This is a genomic window from Pseudomonas sp. GW821-FHT03A09 (assembly GCF_059421065.1).
Map to the genome: position 1 here is coordinate 80,782 of NZ_JBWKUX010000004.1, position 16,260 is coordinate 97,041.

General features: G+C 60.2%; 13 protein-coding genes. 4 read left to right on the plus strand and 9 right to left on the minus strand.

The annotated features are described in order from the left end of the window. Positions 1-36: 36 nt before the first annotated feature. The 4 genes from AC07V4_RS08275 to trhO all read right to left on the minus strand — a co-directional run bounded on the left by AC07V4_RS08275 (position 37) and on the right by trhO (position 5,964). On the minus strand, positions 37-2,511 hold the full coding sequence (locus AC07V4_RS08275) for an EAL domain-containing protein (RefSeq protein ID WP_492635984.1): 2,475 nt from the start codon (positions 2,509-2,511) through the stop codon (positions 37-39). Between the two features lie 62 nt (positions 2,512-2,573). Then, positions 2,574-4,391 carry an ABC transporter ATP-binding protein gene (locus tag AC07V4_RS08280; protein WP_431752182.1) on the minus strand — a complete coding sequence of 606 codons (1,818 nt, stop codon included), beginning with the start codon at positions 4,389-4,391 and terminating at the stop codon, positions 2,574-2,576. Then, a complete protein-coding gene (locus tag AC07V4_RS08285; protein ID WP_338577058.1) occupies positions 4,384-4,986 on the minus strand; it encodes a DsbA family protein in 603 nt (200 codons plus the stop codon). The genes AC07V4_RS08280 and AC07V4_RS08285 overlap by 8 nt, the downstream gene beginning before the upstream one ends. A gap of 36 nt (positions 4,987-5,022) precedes the next feature. Continuing rightward, complete coding sequence (gene trhO / locus AC07V4_RS08290; RefSeq protein ID WP_492635983.1) at positions 5,023-5,964, minus strand: oxygen-dependent tRNA uridine(34) hydroxylase TrhO; 942 nt, start codon at positions 5,962-5,964, stop codon at positions 5,023-5,025. 235 nt (positions 5,965-6,199) lie between these two features. Here trhO and AC07V4_RS08295 point away from each other — a divergent pair, with 235 nt between their 5' ends. Together AC07V4_RS08295 and AC07V4_RS08300 are read left to right on the plus strand one after the other, a co-directional pair. Then, positions 6,200-6,916, plus strand: a complete 717-nt coding sequence (locus tag AC07V4_RS08295; protein ID WP_492635982.1) for a Tc toxin subunit A — start codon at positions 6,200-6,202, stop codon at positions 6,914-6,916. Positions 6,917-7,022: 106 nt separating this feature from the next. Next, entirely contained in the window at positions 7,023-7,244 is a 222-nt protein-coding gene (locus tag AC07V4_RS08300) for a hypothetical protein (protein ID WP_492635981.1), read from the plus strand. A gap of 311 nt (positions 7,245-7,555) precedes the next feature. On the opposite strand, the gene AC07V4_RS08305 is transcribed toward AC07V4_RS08300, so the two are convergent. Both AC07V4_RS08305 and AC07V4_RS08310 read right to left on the minus strand, forming a co-directional pair. Beyond that, entirely contained in the window at positions 7,556-7,849 is a 294-nt protein-coding gene (locus AC07V4_RS08305) for a BolA family protein (protein WP_015885082.1), read from the minus strand. 6 nt (positions 7,850-7,855) lie between these two features. Then, a complete protein-coding gene (locus AC07V4_RS08310) occupies positions 7,856-8,374 on the minus strand; it encodes a DUF2059 domain-containing protein (protein ID WP_431752184.1) in 519 nt (172 codons plus the stop codon). A gap of 193 nt (positions 8,375-8,567) precedes the next feature. On the opposite strand from AC07V4_RS08310, the gene AC07V4_RS08315 reads away from it, so the two are divergent. Continuing rightward, a complete protein-coding gene (locus tag AC07V4_RS08315; protein ID WP_492635980.1) occupies positions 8,568-9,950 on the plus strand; it encodes a class II fumarate hydratase in 1,383 nt (460 codons plus the stop codon). On the opposite strand, the gene AC07V4_RS08320 is transcribed toward AC07V4_RS08315, so the two are convergent. The 3 genes from AC07V4_RS08320 to pap form a co-directional block, all read right to left on the minus strand. Next, positions 9,947-10,903, minus strand: coding sequence for a DMT family transporter (locus AC07V4_RS08320; RefSeq protein WP_492635979.1), 957 nt, complete (start codon positions 10,901-10,903; stop codon positions 9,947-9,949). The two genes, AC07V4_RS08315 and AC07V4_RS08320, sit on opposite strands and share 4 nt — an antisense overlap. 210 nt (positions 10,904-11,113) lie before the next feature. Next, entirely contained in the window at positions 11,114-12,298 is a 1,185-nt protein-coding gene (locus AC07V4_RS08325) for a thiolase family protein (RefSeq protein ID WP_492635978.1), read from the minus strand. Between the two features lie 118 nt (positions 12,299-12,416). After that, a complete protein-coding gene (pap, locus tag AC07V4_RS08330; protein WP_431751346.1) occupies positions 12,417-13,931 on the minus strand; it encodes a polyphosphate:AMP phosphotransferase in 1,515 nt (504 codons plus the stop codon). A 141-nt stretch (positions 13,932-14,072) separates the two neighbouring features. Between pap and mnmC the strand changes: the two genes are divergently transcribed. After that, positions 14,073-16,052: a bifunctional tRNA (5-methylaminomethyl-2-thiouridine)(34)-methyltransferase MnmC2/FAD-dependent 5-carboxymethylaminomethyl-2-thiouridine(34) oxidoreductase MnmC1 gene (mnmC, locus tag AC07V4_RS08335; RefSeq protein WP_492635977.1), complete on the plus strand. Its 1,980-nt coding sequence runs from the start codon at positions 14,073-14,075 to the stop codon at positions 16,050-16,052. Positions 16,053-16,260 lie beyond the last annotated feature (208 nt).

Genomic DNA, 16,260 nt, shown 5'->3' on the forward strand with positions numbered 1-16,260 from the left:
CCTTTTTAAGTGTGATAGTACAGACCAGCAAATGTTTCAACGGAATGTGCCGGGCGCCTTGAACAACAGAGGCTGCGGCCGCACAGGTCGACACTGCAAGCTATCAAAGGTAAACAATTGCGGGCGCTCTATCAGGTAGCCCTGAGCGTAATCCACACCGATCTCAAGTAACGCCTGTTCGATGTGCGGTGTTTCAACAAACTCGGCAATTGTGCGCTTACCCATGACGTGGCCGATGTGATTGATCACTTCGACCATCGCGCGGTTAATCGGGTCGTCCAGCATATCCTTTACGAAACTTCCATCGATCTTCAGGAAGTCTACAGGTAAATGTTTAAGATAAGCGAATGAGGACATTCCGGCGCAAAAGTCGTCGAGAGAGAAGTGGCAACCTAACGCTTTGAGTTCATTAATAAAACGAATTGCACTGCCCAAATTGGCAATAGCACTCGTCTCAGTTATTTCAAAACATATCATTGCTGGAGGAATGTTGTAAGCCGCGAATTTCTCACGTAAAAAACCCAGGAAGTCATCATCACCAATGGTAATGCCTGACAGATTGATCGCACACATAGCCATGGGCCGGCCCGGGCGCTCATGCAGGCAGCCGGCGATGATCTTGAACACGTTCTCGACCACCCAGCGGTCCAGCGACGTCATCAGGCCATAACGTTCGGCGGCTGGGATAAAGCTGTCGGGCAGGATGATCCGGCCACCCTCATCATGCAGTCGCAGCAGGATTTCGACATGCCCATTGCCGCCGTCGGTATGGCCCAGCGGCGAAATTTCCTGGGAGTACAGGCAAAAACGGTTCTCTTCCAAGGCCACGTGCAAGCGCTGCACCCAAGCCATTTCACCGAAACGCAGGGACAATTCCGAGTCATCGGCATGATAGACCTGCACCCGGTTGCGACCCTTTTCCTTGGCCATGTAGCACGCCATGTCCGCTGCCCGCAGCGACGTTTCCAAGGTGGTCGGGGTTTGCGAGATATGCACCAGGCCGATGCTCACGGTGGTCATGAACGGCCGCCCTTTCCACACGAAGTGCAGGCTCTGCACGGTATGGCGCAGGCTCTCGGCGATCTTTTCCGCCACGGGTGCCGGGCAATTCTCCAGCAGGATGCCGAATTCGTCGCCGCCCAAACGCGCCAGGGTGTCGCCTTCGCGCAGATCTGACTGCAACAGCGCACAAATATGCCGCAGCAGTTCGTCCCCGGCCGCGTGCCCACAGGTGTCGTTGACCAACTTGAACTGGTCCAGATCCAGGAACATCAACGCATGTCGCCCACTTTGCTGGCGCGACACTTGCTGCAGCACCTGCTCCAAGCGGAACTCGAACTCTCGACGGTTGGCCAGGCCGGTCAAGGCATCGTGGGTCGCCTGCCACGACAGATTGGCAATGTACTGGCGCTCCTGGGTCATGTCGTGCAGCACCAGCACTGCGCCGCTGACCTTGCCGGCGCTGCGGATCGGTGCGCCGACCAGCGTGACCGACACCGTACTGCCGTCCAGGCGCTGGATCAGTTTGGAGTGTTCGCTGCCGCCACTGAGTTGGCCCTTGATGATGCGTTCGATCAGGGTAAAACCATCGGTCTCGGCGTTTTCATCCAGCAGGTTGAACAGTGCCGCCAGGGGCAAACCTTGGGCCTGGGAGGTTTTCCAGTGGGTCAACGCCTCGGCCGCCGGGTTCATATAGGCGATAGCGCCGTCTACATCAGTGGTGATCACACCGTCGCCGATCGATTCCAGGGTGATCTGCGCCCGCTCCTTCTCCGCCTGCAGGGCATTGGCAAAAGCATGACGCTGGGTCAGCAGCTTGTGGGTACGCAGCAGCGCCAGGACAATCAGGCCCAAGGCAGTGGCCAGGTTAGTGATCAGCAACAACCGTAAAATCATCCGTGAGCCTTCACCCAAGGCATCACTGAACGCCTTGGCCGCCGGGGTCACGCCGTCATTGATGGCAATGATTCGGGCTTTCCAGTCACGCACGTTGTCGCCACTGACTTGACTCGTGCTGATCGCCCGGTGCATCGCCTGGGCCAGGTCGTCCAATTGCACCAGGTAACCATCGCCCACGGTCCACAGTTCGATGGCTTTTTCCAGGTAGCTGAAATGGCGAAAGTTGAGGTACAGCCAGATCAGGCTGGAAACGTCGTCCGGATGATTGCCGCCCTTGAGGATGCCCAGGCGCGCGGCGGTGAGGTCGGGGGTGGGACGGTCAAGGGCGATGCGCAGTTCGTGCCCACCTTGGGGCACCGCAATAGCTTGCTGGTACTTGAGGTAAGTGGCTTCGTCACGGTTATCGGCGTAGAGCGTCAGGTAATAGATGGCGTCTTTCTGGCCCTTGGACCATAGGCTTTCGCCTGCCACGTAGCCACGTACTGCAGAAAGCACGTAGAGACTGAGGCAACCTAACAATGCCTGGAACAGCACCACGGCAATAAAAGGCCAGACAATGCCCAGCAGCCGAGGCTTGCTAAACGTCGCTGCGAGAGTCGGTTTTTGCTTCATGAAGCCCCTTGCACATGCACAGCTGAATACGCACGCGAGAATCCGCTTCCCAAAGCATTCTATCAACGCACTTGTTGCAGATGTCCGTACAATTTGGCGTACAACCCACCATCGGCAATCAACTGCTGATGGTCGCCATCTTCGGCGATATGCCCACCATCGAACACCAGCACCCGATCAGCCTGTTTCACCGCCGACAAGCGGTGGGCGATGATCAGTGTAGTACGCCCGCTGAGAAACCGCGCCAGTGCCTGATGCAGGTTGTATTCGGTAGCGGCATCCAGGGCCGAAGTGGCCTCATCCAGAATGACGACTTTGGGCTCTGCCAGCACCATCCGCGCAATCGCCAGGCGCTGGCGTTGCCCACCGGAAAAACGCACGCCGGAACGCCCCACCACGCTGTCCAGGCCCAAGGGCAACGCCTTGACGGTAGCATCCAGCTGGGCGATTTCCAGTGCCTGCCAGCAGGCCTGGTCGGATCGGGCACGCCCCATGGTCAGGTTGGCGCGCACGGTGTCGTTGAACAGCGCCGGATGTTGCAGCACCACTGCGACGTTTTCGCGGATGGTCGCCAGGCCGATTTCCTGCTGGGTGGCGCCACCGAAACGGATACTGCCAGCTTGCGGGGTGTACAGCCCCAGCAACAGTTGCACCAACGTACTCTTGCCACCGCCGCTGGCACCGACGATGGCGACCTTTTCACCCGGCGCGATACTCAGGTTCAACTGGTCGAGCACCAGGTCTTCGCCGTAGCCGAAGTTGAGGCCCCGCACATCAATGCCTACCGTCTCACGCCCGGTAAACGGATCTTCGCCACCCGCATACTGCGGCTCATCGGCGCGCGCCAGCAGCTCGTTTATCCGCGTCAGCGCTCCACCCGCCGCGTAGTAGGCATATTGCAGGTTCAACAATTGCTCTACCGGACCGATCATGAACCACAGGTAACTGAACACCGCGAGCATCTGGCCGATGGACAGGTCGGAAAACAGCACGGTGAGCATGGCCGCCGCACGGAAGATGTCGATGCCGAACTGGAACAGCAAACCGCTGGCGCGGCTGGAAGCATCGCTTTTCCACTGGGAGTTGATCGCGTAGTCGCGCACTTCCTGGGCGCGCTGGCCGAGGCGACCGAGGAAAAAGCCCTGGCGGTTGCCGGCGCGAACTTCCTGGATGGCATCAAGGGTTTCGGTCAGAGCCTGGGTAAAGCGTGAGGTGCTGTCGTTTTCCAGTTTCTTCAGGTGTTTGACGCGCTTGCCCAGTTGCACCGTGGCGTAGATCACCAATGGGTTGAACAGCAGGATCAGCAATGCCAACTGCCAATGCATCCACACCAGAATGGCCGAGGTGCCGACCAGGGTGAGCATGGCCACCAGAAAACGACTGAGGGTTTCACCGACAAACTTGTCCAGCGTATCCAGGTCGGTGACCAGGTGCGTGGTCACCGTACCGCTGCCCAGGCTTTCGTACTCACCAAGGGAAATGCGCTTGAGCCGTTCGATCAGGCGCACGCGGATGCGATACACAATGTCCTTGGCCAGCCGCGCAAACAGCCGCGCCTGCACCACGTTGAACACCAAGGCGCCGCAGCGCAGCAACAAGGTCACCAGCAGCATCAGGCCGATGTAGCCAGCGGCCTTCTGCCAGCCCAGGGGCAAGGCGTGATTCATCACCTTGAGGGCGGCATCGCCATGGCCCAGCAGCACTTCGTCCACCAGCAACGGCAACAGCAACGGAATGGGAACGCTGCACAGGGTCGCCAGCACGGCGACGCCATTGGCGATCCATAGGGATTTCTTGTGGCGCAGGGCCAGGCGGCGAATTTCCGCCCAGGTCAGGCGATCAGTACGTTTGGTCGGCTCAAGGTCAGGCTGATCATGCACAGGTTGCCCGCTCCAGCCATCGACCCAGCAAAGGCGACAACTCGGACAACGGCTGGTAACCATTGGTCAGCAAGGCCAGTTGGCCATTGCGCTCGGCCAGCAGCGTCGGGAAGCCGGCGATGCCCAAGTCCTGCACCCAAGTGAAATCAGCAGCCGTCGCGGCATGCTGTTCGGCGCGGTCAAACTCACCGGCAAACTCGATACGCGGAATACCCGCCTGCTCAGCCAACTCCACCAGCACACTGGCGAGGGTCACGTCGCGGCCCTCGACATAAAACGCGCGCTGGATCAGCCCCAGCAGCTTCCAGGCGCAATCCGGCGCCAGGCTGCGGGCGGTGACGATGGCGCGACAGGCCGGCTCGGTGTCATAGACGAAACCGTCGGGCAACGCGCCTTCGCGCTTGAACGGCTGGCCGGTGGCTTCGGTGACCGCCTGCCAATGCTCCAGGATATAGCGCCGGGTGGTGGGCTCCAACGCTGCGCCACTGCCGGTGCGCAAGCCGCCCACCACCAGGTGCAGCTCTACGCCGGCCGCCTGGGCCTGCTCCACCAACGCCTCGGCCACTGGGGCAAAGCCCCAGCACCAGGAACACATCGGGTCCATTACATAGAGCAGGCGCGCGGACATGGCTCAGGCCTCGGAAGGAGATTGCTTGTAGTTGAAGCCAATCGGGTGCGGCATATTGCGGGCCTTGGCCAGTTCAATCTGCTTTTGCCGGTCAATTGCACTGCGGCGGGTCTTCTCTGGCAGTTTATCCCAGCAATGCGGGCAACTGATGCCGGCCACATAGTGCTCGGACGCGCGGTCTTCGGCGCTCACCGGTGTACGGCAGGCATGACATTGATCGTAGTCGCCTTCGCTCAAGTCGTGGCGCACGGTCACACGATTGTCGAACACGAAGCAGTCGCCCTGCCATTTGGTTTCTTCCTGAGGCACCTCTTCCAGGTACTTCAGAATGCCGCCCTTGAGGTGGTAGACCTCATCAAAGCCTTCGCTGAGCATGTAGCTCGATGCCTTCTCGCAACGAATGCCACCGGTGCAGAACATGGCGACCTTCTTGTGCTTGGCCGGGTCGAAGTTGGCTTTGATATAGTCGGGAAATTCGCGAAAGCTGGTGGTTTTCGGGTCAATCGCGCCTTCAAAGGTGCCGATGGACACTTCGTAGTCGTTACGGGTGTCGATCAGCAGCACTTCCGGGTCGCTGATCAGCGCGTTCCAGTCCTGCGGGTCGACGTAGGTGCCGACTTTCTTGTTCGGGTCGACGCCTTCGACGCCCAGGGTCACGATCTCTTTCTTGAGTTTGACCTTGGTGCGGTAGAACGGCTGATCATCGCAGTAGGATTCTTTGTGGTCGATATCGACCATGCGCGGGTCGTTCTTCAACCAGGCCATCAGGCCATCAATGCCTTCGCGGCTGCCGGATACGGTGCCGTTGATGCCTTCTTCGGCGATCAGCAAGGTGCCTTTGATGCCATTGTCGACCATCGCCTGCAGCAGTGGCTCGCGCAGGGCGACGTAATCTTCGAGGGTGACGAACTTATACAGTGCCGCCACGACAATCGGTTGAGTCATGAGTTTGTCTCCAGGTGGCTACCCTCGTAAGGGGTGAACCGGATGTAGAAAAATGCTGGCCAAGCCGCGCGGCGCGCATTCTAACAAAACCGCGATGTCACTGCATCGACACTCAGTCACCGATATTTCCTTGACTCACTCACGGCATTGGCTGGCCTCGGCCCATACAGCCTGAGTGATAGCGTCTTGCGTTGCCCATGGGATCCACCTATGGGCTAACAGGAAGATCAATGACATGGAAACCTCAAACATCTCGTTATTGGCCAGACTGGTGGAACGGCCCGTCCCTCCAGGTGTCGGGAAGGTCGACTTCACCACCGCCATGCATCAACTCGGCTTCACCAGCGTCTTTGACATCGTCGAGTTGCCCAAGAGCGAATTCATCCTTCAACTGGCCCGCTGCAATGATGACGATGGCGCCCAAGCTTACGAAAACGCACTGTCTTACACCACGCAGTTGCGATGGCTGTACGACCAATCACAAGGGAACGCGCGCCCACGCTCTCGTAGCAAACGTGACTTGAAATCGAACGTGCCTAACCTGCTCAACGAGAACTGGGAGAGCGCCTGTCACCCTGATGCTATTGCCGCTATCGATTCGCCTGTCGCCTATTTGCGCGCACTGTTTCTTTTCGCAACCCAGCTTGAAAAAAACGGCAAGGGAACGCAAGCCAAAATCCCCTTGAGCCACCGGCGCCCAGACCTGAAAGACCTACTGATTGACCACGACACGACCTTTGCCCAGCGCCCGCTGTTGACGCTGATCGAAGGCATCTTGCGCAAACAGATCGAACTCCATCATCCGCAAGAAAAGTTGCACTCCCTGCTCAGCGAGCAACGCTATCCCTTGACGCTGCCTTACCACCATCATCACCTTCAATGCCGCCTGGGGCTGTCGGGAAGCCTGCACCATTACCCGACTCTCCAGCCAAACCCTCCTCAACACCCGTGATCTGGATAACACCAGCACCTTCAATCAATGGAAGCTCGTGGGCGAAGCCATCATCGCCGCACATCAATAACGGCTTACGCTCAACCAGCAGACTCAAGGAATGACCATGTCTGAATCCCTCGACCGGCAACTCAATGAAGCCTGGCGTGATGCCATGCTGAGCTACTATCTGGCCCACTGCATCAGCACCGCCCTTAAAGACTCGTTGCGCACCCCCAACTTGGAGCCTTCCGCACATGGGTTTGGAAGAACACTGCGTTACACGGGGCATCAACGCACTCACGTCGGTACAACTTATCAACATTACGCAGACCGTTGCCGTGGTTGACAGTCGCTCCCCTCACGCACTGTTCTTGGGAATAACGCGTGCCTGCGGAGTCTGCGTCACGCTCTCGCGGTGATATTGAACGGTACGTACAGCCAGTCCGCGAGGGTCCATGGCCTTCAAGGTAGGTGTGTTTCGATGCAGAGAATTTGACATAAACCCATGACCTGATTAGCTAAGGTCAAGAAAGTCTAGGGAGGCGCTCTGTGGAGTGGGGGGTATTGCGAGGGTGTTTTATGTGTCTAATTACAGAGACAGAATACAGCAACCTGCGAGCGCGACTGTGTCGCGCTCGCAGGCCTTGAGCTGCAGGTTCAATGCCCGCCGGCGCAGGTCGGCGAGGCCGGGGCTGCGTCGATTTTCGCCCATTCGTCAGGCGTGTAGGTATGCAGCGCCAGTGCATGAAACTCGCTCATCAGGTCACCCAGGGTGGCGTAGACCTTCTGATGGCGCTTGACGCGGTTGAGCCCCTCGAACTGCGGGCTGACCAGCACGGCCTTGAAGTGGGTCTGCAACCCACGACTGTGCATGTGGCTTTCATCCAGCACGCTCAAATGGTCGGTGCCCAAGGCGGCAAGCGCCGTTTCGATACGCTGTTGCATGGTCATTCCTGCTTACTTCTTCTTGGCCGGTGCCGCGGCTTTCGGCGTCAGCTCGTTGGTCATGTCTTCCAACAGCTTGTTCACCACCGGTACGGCGCTTTCCAGCTTGGCCTGGGTCATCTGGGCCGATTGCTGGGTCAACTGCGGCATTTTTTCCAGGACTTTCTTGCCCAGTGGCGACTGGTAGAACGCGACCAAGTCCTTGAGCTCGGATTCGCTGAAGTTGGTGGTGTAGAGCTTGACCATGTCCGGCTTCAGCTTCGGCCAGCCGATGGCCTGGTCCAGGGCGGCGTTGGCCTTGGCCTGGTAGCTGTCCAGTACGGACTGCTTGGTGGCAGGCGCCTTGGTCTGTTCGAAACGCTGAGCGAACATTTGCTGCACTTGCATGTACACCGGGGTACCCAGCTTGTCAGCGTGGGCCAGGGTAAGGAAGGCTTCGGCACTGGCGTTGTGGCTGGCGGTATCGGCAAGAACCTGGCCGCTGGCGCAAACCAGAGCAACCGCGGTACAGATGGCACGAAGACGAGTCATCGAGTTTCCTTTTCTAGCAGGCGAGGTAAGACCCCAAGGGCGCCCATTCTGCGCCTAAAAAACGCCCTGGCTCAACCCCACCCCTTGTCGGACCTGATTTTGCGGGGCTTCAACCCGATGAACAACGTTTTATGGAACCCACCTGGCCGATCACGGCCTAAACTGCGCAAACGAACCTGAAGGAGTGTGCCCGATGAGCCGTATCGAAACCGACAGCCTGGGGGAAGTTCATGTCCCGGATGACGCTTACTGGGGCGCGCAGACCCAACGTTCACTGGTGAATTTCGCCATCGGCGAACAACGCATGCCACTGGCCGTGCTGCACGCCCTGGCGTTGATCAAGAAGGCCGCGGCCAGGGTCAACGACCGCAACGGCGACCTGCCCGCCGATATTGCCCGCCTGATCGAGCAAGCCGCCGACGAAGTGCTCGACGGGCAACATGACGACCAGTTCCCGTTGGTGATATGGCAGACCGGCAGCGGCACCCAAAGCAATATGAACGCCAATGAAGTGATTGCCGGTCGTGCCAACGAACTGGCGGGCAACAACCGGGGCGGCAAAAGCCCGGTACACCCCAACGACCACGTCAACCGCTCCCAGAGCTCCAATGACTGCTTCCCCACGGCGATGAGCATCGCGACCGCGCAGGCAGTGCATCAGCATCTATTGCCCGCCATCGCCAACCTTTCCGGTGGGCTGGCGGAGCAAGCCGCCAAACATATGAAGTTGGTGAAAACCGGTCGCACCCACATGATGGATGCCACGCCGATCACCTTCGGCCAGGAACTCTCGGCCTTTATCGCCCAGCTCGATTATGCCGAACGCGCGATCCGTGGCGCCCTGCCCGCCGTGTGCGAGCTGGCCCAAGGTGGCACCGCCGTCGGCACCGGGCTCAATGCCCCCCACGGCTTTGGCGAGGCCATTGCCTCCGAGTTGGCAGCGTTGTCCGGCTTGCCATTCGTCACCGCCCCCAACAAGTTCGCCGCCCTCTCCGGCCATGAGCCGCTGGTCACCCTGCATGGCGCGCTGAAAACCCTGGCCGTGGCCCTGATGAAACTCGCTAACGACCTGCGCCTGCTAGGTTCCGGCCCGCGCGCCGGGCTGGCCGAAGTGAAGTTGCCCGCCAACGAGCCGGGTAGTTCGATCATGCCGGGCAAGGTCAACCCGACCCAGTGCGAGGCGTTGTCGATGCTGGCCTGCCAGGTACTCGGCAACGACGTGACCATCGGCATCGCCGCCAGCCAAGGCCACTTGCAGTTGAACGTGTACAAGCCGGTGATCATCCACAACCTGCTGCAATCGATCCGTCTGCTGGCCGACGGCTGCAACAACTTCCAGGAACACTGCGTCGCCGGCCTGGAACCTGACCCTGTGCAAATGGCCGAGCATCTGGAGCGTGGGTTAATGCTGGTAACGGCGCTCAATCCTCACATCGGCTATGACAAGTCGGCGCAAATCGCCAAGAAGGCGTATGCCGAAGGCTTGACGCTACGGGAAGCCGCGCTGGAGTTGGGGTACCTCACCGATGCGGAGTTCGACCAGTGGGTACGCCCGGAGGACATGCTGGGAAACTAGGACGCCATACGCAAGCGCCGGGCCTTGAGCCCGGCGAGCAACGACGGCGCCAGCGCCACGGTCGCCGACCCCAGCACCACCACCAACGCCCCGGCATACCCCAGGGCGTTGATCTCTTCAGCCTGCACGAAGTCAGGCCACCACCAGGCAGCCAAGGCCACCGCAACAAACGTCACCAAGGGCGTCAGCGCGAGGGTCGCACTGACCCGTGAAGCTTCCCAATGCGCCAGCGCCTCGGCGAACGCGCCGTAGGCCACTAAGGTGTTCATGCAGCAGGCCAGCAGCAGCCAGCCTTGCAGTGGGCTTAGGTCCAGCGCCTCCAACGGATGCGCCCAGGGCGTAAGCAACAGCGCACAGGACAGGTAGATCACCATCATCACTTGCAGCGAATTCCACACCGTCAGCAGTTGCTTCTGGCCCAGGGCGTAGAACACCCAGATGGAGGTCGCCAGCAAGATCGTCAATACGCCAGCGGTGTAGGTGCCTAGGGAGGTGAGCAACTCTGTCAGGCGCAGGTTGAAGAACAGACCGAAACCGCAGATCAACACCACCAACCCCAACACCTGCCCCAGGCTGAACCGCTCCTTGAACACAAACACACTGGCAATCATCAAGAAGATCGGGCCCATCTGCACCACCAACTGCGCGGTGCCAGGGCTGAGCATCTTCAGTCCGACCAGATACAACACGTAGTTGCCCACCAACCCGCACACTGCCATTGCCACCAACCAGCCACCCTTGGGGCCGAGCACCTTGCGACTGGGCAAGCGCTTGGTGAGCGCCAAGTAGACGAACAGGCAACCGCCGGCCACCGTCAGGCGAAACCAGGTGACCGTGATCGGGTCCATCACCTGCAGCACTTGTTTGAGTTTGATGGGCAGGATGCCCCACAGGAACGCGGTCAACAGGGTCAAGCCAAAGCCATAGACCCAGCGGCCGGAAGAGATGTGCATGAGAGCCCCGAATGCCTGAGGAAGTGGAGGCAGCATTCTAGGGGGACTAAGGGGTGCGCTGGCGAGCGTTTTTTTCAGCACAACGCAAATCAAAGGTGGGAGCTGGCTTGCCTGCGATAGCGGTTCGTCAGCCAAACTATTCTTGCCTGTCACTCCGCTATCGCAGGCAAGCCAGCTCCCACATTTTTGATCCAGTTTCTTCAGTGAAGGTCAGCGCACCGCCTCAAAGAGGCCAGTGGCACCCATCCCGCCACCGACACACATGGTGACGATGCCGTAACGCAAGTTACGACGCTGCAACTCCCGCACCAGATGCCCCACTTGCCGCGAACCGGTCATGCCGAACGGATGACCGATGGAAATCGAGCCGCCGTTGACGTTGTACTTCGCGTTATCAATTTCCAAGCGATTGCGTGCATATAGGCACTGGGAAGCAAACGCCTCGTTCAACTCCCACAGGTCAATATCCGCCACTCGCAAGCCCTTGGCCTTGAGCAGCTTGGGCACCGAGAACACGGGACCGATGCCCATCTCATCCGGTTCGCAACCCGCCACGGTAAAACCACGGAAAAACGCCTTGGGCTTGAGCCCCAGCGCCTGGGCTTTTTCCAGGCTCATCACCAAGGTCATCGAAGCCCCGTCGGAGAGCTGTGACGAGTTGCCTGCCGTCACCGAACCGTCGTCGGCAAACACCGGTTTCAACCCTTGCAGGCTGGCCAAGGTGGTGTCCGGGCGGTTGCAGTCGTCGCGATCGACCACGCCGTCCAACACCTGCACCGCCCCCGTGTTCTTGTCTTCAACCTTGTACTTGATCGCCATCGGCACGATTTCATCGTCGAACAAACCCTCGGCCTGGGCCTGGGCGGTGCGTTGCTGGCTTTGCAGGGCGTACAAGTCCTGTTCTTCGCGGCTGACGTTATAGCGGCGCGCGACGATCTCGGCGGTCTGGCCCATGGGGAAATAGATGCCTGGCACCTGCTCCTTGAGCAGCGGGTTGATCAGGTTATCGGAGTTGACGCTTTTCATGGTCAGGCTGATGGACTCGACGCCGCCGGCCACAATGATGTCGCTGCAACCCGAGGCGATCTGGTTGGCCGCGATGGCAATCGCCTGCAAACCCGAAGAGCAGAAACGATTGAGGGTCATGCCCGCCGTGCCGGTGCCCAATTGCGAAAGCACCGCCACGTTACGCCCGATGTTGTAGCCCTGGGCTCCTTCGTTGGAGCCGGCGCCGACGATGCAATCCTCCACCGTCGCCGGGTCAATACCGTTGCGCGCGAGCAGCGCGTTGACGCAATGGGCCGCCATGTCATCGGGGCGGGTCTGGTTGAACTTGCCACGAAAGGATTTCGCCAGGCCGGTTCGCACGCTGTCGACGATCACTACTTCACGCATGGGGCTACCTCGATCTTGTGGTTGTTGGGAGATGGATCGAGGATAGATCCAGGCCCTCACCACCGCGACGATCATTCATCCGGCGTATGCAAAACCATGGGTAGCTCACCACAACAGGTTATTTCTTTTTCTTTTTATCGTGCTTGTCGGTTTTGTCGAACGCCTCTTCCAACGCCCGGTTGATGGTGCGCAGCACCTTGACCCGCGCCCAGCGCTTGTCGTTGGCTTCCACCAGGGTCCAGGGCGAAACTTCGGTGCTGGTGCGGTCGACCATATCGCCCACGGCGGCGCGGTAGTCGTCCCACTTGTCGCGGTTGCGCCAGTCGTCTTCGGTGATCTTGAAACGTTTGAACGGTATCTCTTCACGGGCCTGGAAACGCTCCAGCTGCGTGTCCTTGTCGATGGCCAGCCAGAACTTGACCACGATCACGCCCGCATCGCGCAGTTGCTCCTCGAAGTCGTTGATCTCGCCATAAGCACGCATCCAGTCGGCCGGAGTGCAGAAGCCTTCGACGCGCTCCACCAACACCCGGCCGTACCAGGAGCGGTCGAACACGGTAAACATGCCGCGCGCCGGGATTTTCTGCCAAAAGCGCCACAGATAAGGCTGGGCGCGCTCGTCTTCACTGGGCGCGGCAATGGGCACGATGCGGTACTGACGTGGGTCGAGCGCCGCTGCCACCCGGCGAATAGCCCCGCCCTTGCCCGCCGCGTCGTTGCCTTCGAACACGGTGATCAGCGCGTGCTTGCGCATGCGTTTGTCGCGCATCAGGCCGGAGAAGCGCGCCTGCTCGGTGATCAGTTGTTCTTCGTAATCATCCTTGTCCAGGCGCAGGGTCAAGTCGAGACTGTCCAGCAGGCTCTTCTTGTCCACCGACGCGATCAAGGGTGCCGGGTTCATGCCGCTGGATTTGCCCTTGGCCAGTTTCAGGGTGTTTTGCAACCCCTCGAGCAGCAGCTTGCCCACGGTGAGGCTGCGGTAATGGGCATCGACACCTTCGATCACATGCCACGGCGCGTAGTCGCGACTGGTGCGGCGCAGAATGCGCTCGCCGAAATGCACGAACTTGTCGTAGGTCTCGGACTGCTGCCAGTCCAGCGGACTGATGCGCCAACTGTGCAGCGGGTCGTCGGCCAGCGCCTTGAGGCGCGCCTTCATCTGCTTCTTGGACAGGTGAAACCAGAATTTGAAGATCAGCGCACCTTCATCGCAGAGCATCTTTTCCAGGCGCTCGGCACCGGCGATGGCCTGGTCCAGGCGGGCATCCTTGATCTCGCCGTGCACCCGGCCCTGCAGCATCTGGCTGTACCAGTTGCCGAAAAAAACCCCCATGCGACCTTTTGCCGGCAGTTGCCGCCAATAGCGCCAGGCCGGTGGCCGCGCCAGTTCTTCATCGGTTTGTTGGTCGAAGGTGCGCACTTCGATCAGGCGCGGGTCCATCCACTCATTGAGCAGCTTGACGGTTTCACCCTTGCCGGCGCCTTCGATGCCGTTGATCAGGATGATCACCGGGAAGCGCTTCTGCTGCTGCAGCTCGTACTGTACTTCCAGCAAGGCTTCGCGCAGGGCCGGCACTTCGGCGTCGTAGGTGTCTTTGTCGATGGCGTGACCGATTTCGGCGGATTCGAACATGGGCAGCTCCGTTTCAAGATGGCTCAAGACTAGCGGATTGGGCAGCAACACGCGGGAGGAAATTCCATGCGCGCTTGCCATGGGTCAATTCAACGTCCATTGATCGGCTAGAATGGCCGCCTTGTTTTTACAGAGCCGCCCATGAACCCGATCACCCACGCCCAGCTCGACTGGGATGACCAAGGCCGCCCGCACTCGCGGGTGTTCGACGATGTGTACTTCTCCGATCAGTCGGGCCTTGAAGAAACCCGTTATGTGTTCCTCGAACAAAACCGTTTGCAGGAGCGTTTTGCCTCACTGCCAGCGACTGGGCGGCTGGTGATTGGTGAAACCGGGTTCGGCACGGGCTTGAACTTCTTATGTGCCTGGCAGTTGTTCGAACAAAATGCGGTGGCGGGGGCACGGCTGCATTTTGTCAGCGTGGAAAAATACCCGCTGAGCCACGCCGACCTGCAACGCGCCCTCGCCCTCTGGCCGGAACTGCAACCGTTTGCCGAGCAACTGTTGGCCCAGTACATCGCCATCCACCAAGGCTTCCAACGCCTGGTGCTGGATAACGGTCGCGTGACCCTGACCCTGCTGATCGGCGATGTGCTGGAGCAATTGCCACAACTGGATGCGCAGATCGATGCGTGGTTTCTCGACGGTTTCGCCCCAGCCAAAAACCCGGAGATGTGGACCGCCGAGCTGTTTGCCGAACTGGCACGCCTGGCCGCGCCAGGCTCGACCATCAGCACCTTCACCAGCACCGGCTGGGTGCGTCGGCTGATCAACGCCGCCGGGTTCAAGATGAAACGCACGCCAGGCATTGGTCACAAGTGGGAAATCCTGCGTGGGGAGTTTCTCGGCTGGCCCACTGAAACACCGCCACCACCTGCCCCCAAGCCTTGGTTTGCCCGACCGGTGACGTTAACCGGCGAGCGCAAGGCCCTGGTGATCGGTGGTGGCCTCGCCGGTTGCGCCACGGCGGCCAGCCTGGCTGCGCGGGGTTGGAAGGTCAGTCTGCTGGAGCGCCATGACGGGCTTGCCCAGGAAGCCTCGGGTAATCCGCAAGGCGTGCTCTACCTTAAGCTGTCGGCCCATGGCACTGCACTGTCACAGATGATCGTCGCCGGTTTTGGGCATACCCGCCGCCTGCTGGAACACCTGCATCGCGGCGTGGACTGGGACGGCTGCGGCGTACTGCAACTGGCCTTCGATGCCAAGGAAGCCCAGCGCCAGATGCAGCTTGCCGAGGCCTTCGCGCCCGATCTACTGCATGTGCTGAACAGTGGTCAGGCCGAGGCGAAAGCCGGTATTGCCTTGGCGCATGGAGGACTGTTCTTCCCCGAAGGCGGCTGGGTGCATCCACCCGCGCTGTGCCAGTGGCAAGCCGGCCAGCCCGGGATCAGCGTGCTGGCCCACAACGATGTGCTCGACCTGCGTAACGTCGATGGGCACTGGCAAGCCTGGGACGGTGAGCGTCTGCTGGCCAGCGCACCGGTGGCGGTCCTGGCCGGCGCCGCTGACGTCCGACGCTTCGCCGACCTGCCGCTCAAGCGCATCCGCGGGCAGATCACCCGCCTGCCACAGACCGCCGAAAGCCAGGCCCTGGCCACGGTAGTCTGTGCTGAAGGGTATGTCGCCCCAGCGCGCCAGGGCGAGCACACCCTGGGCGCCAGCTTCGATTTCAACAACGAAGACCTCACACCCACCGCCGCCGACCACGCCGGCAACCTGGCGATGCTCCAGGATATTTCCGCAGATCTGGCCCAACGCTTACAAGCCGATACTACCGACCCGACCACCCTGCAAGGGCGCGCCGCTTTCCGCTGCACCAGCCCAGACTACCTGCCGATTGTCGGCCCACTGGCCGACAGTGCCGCCTTCGTCCAGGCCTACGCGGCGCTGCGCAAGGATGCACGCAGTGTTCCTGACACGACCTGTCCTTGGCTCGATGGTTTGTATGTCAACAGCGGCCACGGCTCGCGAGGCTTGATTACCGCGCCGCTGTCTGCAGAGTTGCTGGCGGCCTGGCTTGATAACGAACCACTGCCCCTGCCCCGCAGCGTGGCAGAAGCGTGCCACCCCAATCGGTTTGCCGTGCGCGGGTTGGTCCGCAGTAATGCCAACAAGGCCTAAGGCTTGAGGCACTGCTCCCAGAAAGGCAGTTCCACCTGGGACTTTCCCTGCCGTGGTGACAGTTCAGCCGCCCGGGCTTTGAACACTGCGTCACCGCGGCCTCGCGGCTTATAACCGATTGTTCTAAAACTCCCACTATATCCCCGTGTCAGTTTCTGGGTACGCCCCCTTTGGGCGTATTGAGTGTTTCCCCTCCCCAACGGAAAAA